The following is a 3,259-nucleotide window of genomic DNA, read 5'->3' as shown; positions in this document are numbered from 1 at the left end:
GGGTCGGGGTGGGCGTCGGGGTCGGCGTGGGAGTGGGCTGCACGCCACCGCCGAAGTCGACGTCCGAGCAGGTGTAGAACGCCTCCTGGCTGCCGAGGACGCGCTGCCAGATCGAGTAGACCAGGTGGCGGCCGGTGCGCTGCGGGAGGTTGATCGTCCAGTTGGTGAAGGTGGTCGGGTTCTGGTTGTTGAAGTTCTTGATGGGCACCAGGTCGGACCACCGCAGCGGCATCGTCGGGTTCCAGCCCTCACGGGTGATGTAGAACTCGAAGTTGCTGTTGGCGTGCGGCGCGGTCGCGTGGTAGGTGATCGTCAGCGGGCCGGGGGAGACGCGGGTGGCCGGCCAGTCGGCGCGGTTCAGGTCGAGCCCGCGGTACTTCTCCCGCCCCGCGCTGCACAGCTTCCCGTCCGGGATCAGCTCGCGGTGCCTGCCGCCGGCGGTGAGCAGGGAGACCTCGTGCCAGTCATAGAACGCCTGGGTGCCGCCCGCGGCGCGGGCCGCCTTGCACGCGTCCGACTTGGGGGTCTCCGGACCCTCGGTCTTGCACACGTAGGCGCGGCTGGGAGGATTGGACATCGAGCCGTGCGCGGCGGCGGGGGTCGCCGGCAGCGCGACGGCGACGGCCACCAGCGGGACGGTGGTCGCCAGCGCGGTCTTCAGACGGACGTGCAATGGAGCTCCTGCGTGAATGGGGGGTGTGGAGCGCAGGTTATTAAAAGGAAACCTTACTAAGAATTAAACTAAACACAGCGGCCCGCCCTAGCGCAAGCGGTTCGGCGGGGTTGGCGGCGGCCGTCGTCCGATCGTAGGCCACCGAGCCGCCCATCCGGGTGCCCCATCGGACAATTGGGACATCGCGCCACCGCGCCATGTCCCGAGGACGGCCGACCGGCCCGAGGTGCGGGACAGGACGGTGGAAAGACGGCAGACTGGTGCCATGGCTACCGGAGTTGTCGGGGTGACGGGCGCGAGCGGACAGCTCGGCGGGCGGATCGCAAGGAGACTGGCCGAGCGCGGCGAAGCCACGCGGCTGGTGGTCAGAGACCCGGCGCGGGCCCCGTCGCTGCCGGGCGCCGAGGTGGCCGTCGCCTCCTACCAGGACCCGGCGGCGCTGCGCACGGCGCTGGACGGGGTGGGCACGCTGCTGCTGGTCTCGGCGACCGAGGCCGCCGACCGGCGCGAGCAGCACGTGGCCGCGGTGGACGCCGCCGTGGCGGCGGGTGTGACGCGGATCGTCTACACCTCGTTCACCGGAGCCGCCCCCGACGCCACGTTCACCTTCGCCCGCGACCACTGGCACACCGAAGGGCACATCCGCGAGACCGGCGTCGGCTTCACGTTCCTGCGCGACAACCTTTACCTGGACCTGCTGCCCGCGTTCGCCGGTGAGGACGGCGTGATCCGCGGACCGGCCGGCCAGGGCCGGGCGGGCGTGGTGGCCAGGGACGACATCGCCGACGCGGCGGTGGCGGTGCTGCTCGGCGAGGGCCACGGCGGCGAGACCTACGACCTCACCGGCCCGCAGGCGCTGACCATGGACGAGGTGGCCGCCGAGATCACCCGCGTCACCGGCAGGAAGGTCACCTACCAGGCCGAGACACTGGAGGAGGCGTACGCCTCGCGGGCGGGCTACGGCGCTCCCCAGTGGGAGGTGGACGGCTGGGTGACCTCGTACTCGGCCATCGCCGAAGGCGAGCTCGACCTGGTCACCGACGCGGTCGCCACGCTCACCGGGCATCCGCCGATCTCGCTGGCCGACCACCTCGCCGCGCACCGGGGGTGAGCCCGCGCCGGGCGCGGCTCACACCGAGGCGGGGCGCTTGCCGTTGACCTCCATGGCGTGCTTGACCAGCGTGATCAGCACTTCCTTGCCCGACTCGCGGCGGCGCGCGTCGCACAGCAGGATCGGCAGCGGGGCAGGCAGCCCCAGGGCCAGCCTGACCTCGTCCACCTCGTACTGCCGCGCGCCGTCGAAGCAGTTGACCGCCACGATGAAAGGCGTGCCGCGCCGCTCGAAGTAGTCCACGGCGGGGAAGCAGTCGGCCAGCCGCCTGGTGTCGGCCAGGATGACCGCGCCCAGGGCGCCCGCCGACAGCTCGTCCCACATGAACCAGAACCGCTCCTGGCCCGGCGTGCCGAAGAGGTAGAGCACGTAGTCCTCGCCGACGCTGATCCGGCCGAAGTCCATGGCGACCGTGGTGGTGTTCTTGGCCTCCACCCCCGCCACGTCGTCGATGCCGAGGCTCCGGTCGGTCAGCAGTTCCTCGGTCCGCAGCGGCCTGATCTCCGACACCGCACTGACAAGCGTCGTCTTGCCGACCCCGAAGCCCCCGGCGACCAGCAGTTTGATCGCGGTCGGGAGCTTCTTGGCGGATCGGCCGCGATCAGAGCGCTCGTAGTCCATCCAGCACCGCCTCGTACATTCTCCGGTCGCGCATGTCGACCTCGGGTTGTGGGTCCTGCACCGTGACGTAGCCCCGGTCCAGCAGGTCGCCGAGCAGCACCCTGATGGTGCCCGCGGGCAGGTCCAGGTGCGCCGCCACCTCCGCCACCGAGAGCGGTTCCTGGCAGAGCCGCACGATGGCCAGGTGCTCGGGGTTGAGGCCGACCTCCTTGGCCCCGACCGGCCGGATCGAGGCGATCAGCGAGATCAGGTCGAAGTCGCCCCTGATCGGCTCGGTGCGCCCCCGCGTCATCACGTACGGACGGACGATCGGCCCCGCCTGGTCGTCCAGCCAGGACTCCTCCGGCAGCTCGTCGTTGAAGTTCATCGTGAAGCGTCACCCCTGGCGGCGTCGCCGTTGCGTGCGGGGGAGACGAGGTACTGGCCGACGCGGGTCACCATCATCGCCATCTCGTAGGCGACCACGCCCACATCGGCGTCCTGGCCGCACAGCACGGCCAGGCAGGTGCCCTGCCCGGCCACGGTGACCAGCAGGTACGCCTGGCGCATCTCGATGATGGTCTGCCGCACCGATCCGCCGCCGAACCGCTCGGCGACCCCCTTGGCCAGGCTCTGGATCCCGGCGGCCACCGCGGACAGGTGCTCGGCGTCGACCTGGCCCAGGTCGCGTGAGCAGGCCATCAGCAGGCCGTCGTTGGACAGCACGATTCCGTGTCTGGCCTCTCTGGTCCGATCCACCAGATCGTCGAGCAACCAGGCCAGGTCGGCGGGTGAAGCGGTCTTCTGGGACACTCGTCGTCCTCTTTCTGCTGGCTCGTGCGTTCCGCGGGTGCCGCGGCCGGTGGGGTTCGGGG

General features: G+C 70.8%; 5 protein-coding genes. 1 reads left to right on the top strand and 4 read right to left on the bottom strand.

Translation table 11 applies throughout. The features are described 5' to 3' along the window. Positions 1-673, bottom strand: a 673-nt coding sequence (locus C1I98_RS36915; RefSeq protein ID WP_199537497.1) for a lytic polysaccharide monooxygenase auxiliary activity family 9 protein, incomplete at its 3' end; no start/stop codon positions are given. Between the two features lie 265 nt (positions 674-938). Here C1I98_RS36915 and C1I98_RS36910 point away from each other — a divergent pair. After that, positions 939-1,784 carry an SDR family oxidoreductase gene (locus C1I98_RS36910; RefSeq protein WP_111171911.1) on the top strand — a complete coding sequence of 282 codons (846 nt, stop codon included), beginning with the start codon at positions 939-941 and terminating at the stop codon, positions 1,782-1,784. An 18-nt stretch (positions 1,785-1,802) separates the two neighbouring features. Here the strand turns inward: C1I98_RS36910 and C1I98_RS36905 are convergent, their stop codons facing one another. The 3 genes from C1I98_RS36905 to C1I98_RS36895 are packed head-to-tail and all read right to left on the bottom strand — an operon-like array spanning position 1,803 to position 3,197. Then, positions 1,803-2,405: a GTP-binding protein gene (locus C1I98_RS36905; RefSeq protein ID WP_111171910.1), complete on the bottom strand. Its 603-nt coding sequence runs from the start codon at positions 2,403-2,405 to the stop codon at positions 1,803-1,805. Further along, positions 2,386-2,772, bottom strand: a complete 387-nt coding sequence (locus C1I98_RS36900; RefSeq protein WP_111171909.1) for a DUF742 domain-containing protein — start codon at positions 2,770-2,772, stop codon at positions 2,386-2,388. Before C1I98_RS36900 ends, C1I98_RS36905 begins: the two co-directional genes overlap by 20 nt. Then, a complete protein-coding gene (locus C1I98_RS36895; protein WP_111171908.1) occupies positions 2,769-3,197 on the bottom strand; it encodes a roadblock/LC7 domain-containing protein in 429 nt (142 codons plus the stop codon). Before C1I98_RS36895 ends, C1I98_RS36900 begins: the two co-directional genes overlap by 4 nt. Between the last annotated feature and the right edge of the window lie 62 nt (positions 3,198-3,259).

The organism is Spongiactinospora gelatinilytica (assembly GCF_003236385.1).
Classification (GTDB): Bacteria; Actinomycetota; Actinomycetes; order Streptosporangiales; family Streptosporangiaceae; genus Spongiactinospora; species Spongiactinospora gelatinilytica.
This window is presented reverse-complemented; position numbering and strand designations above follow the sequence as displayed.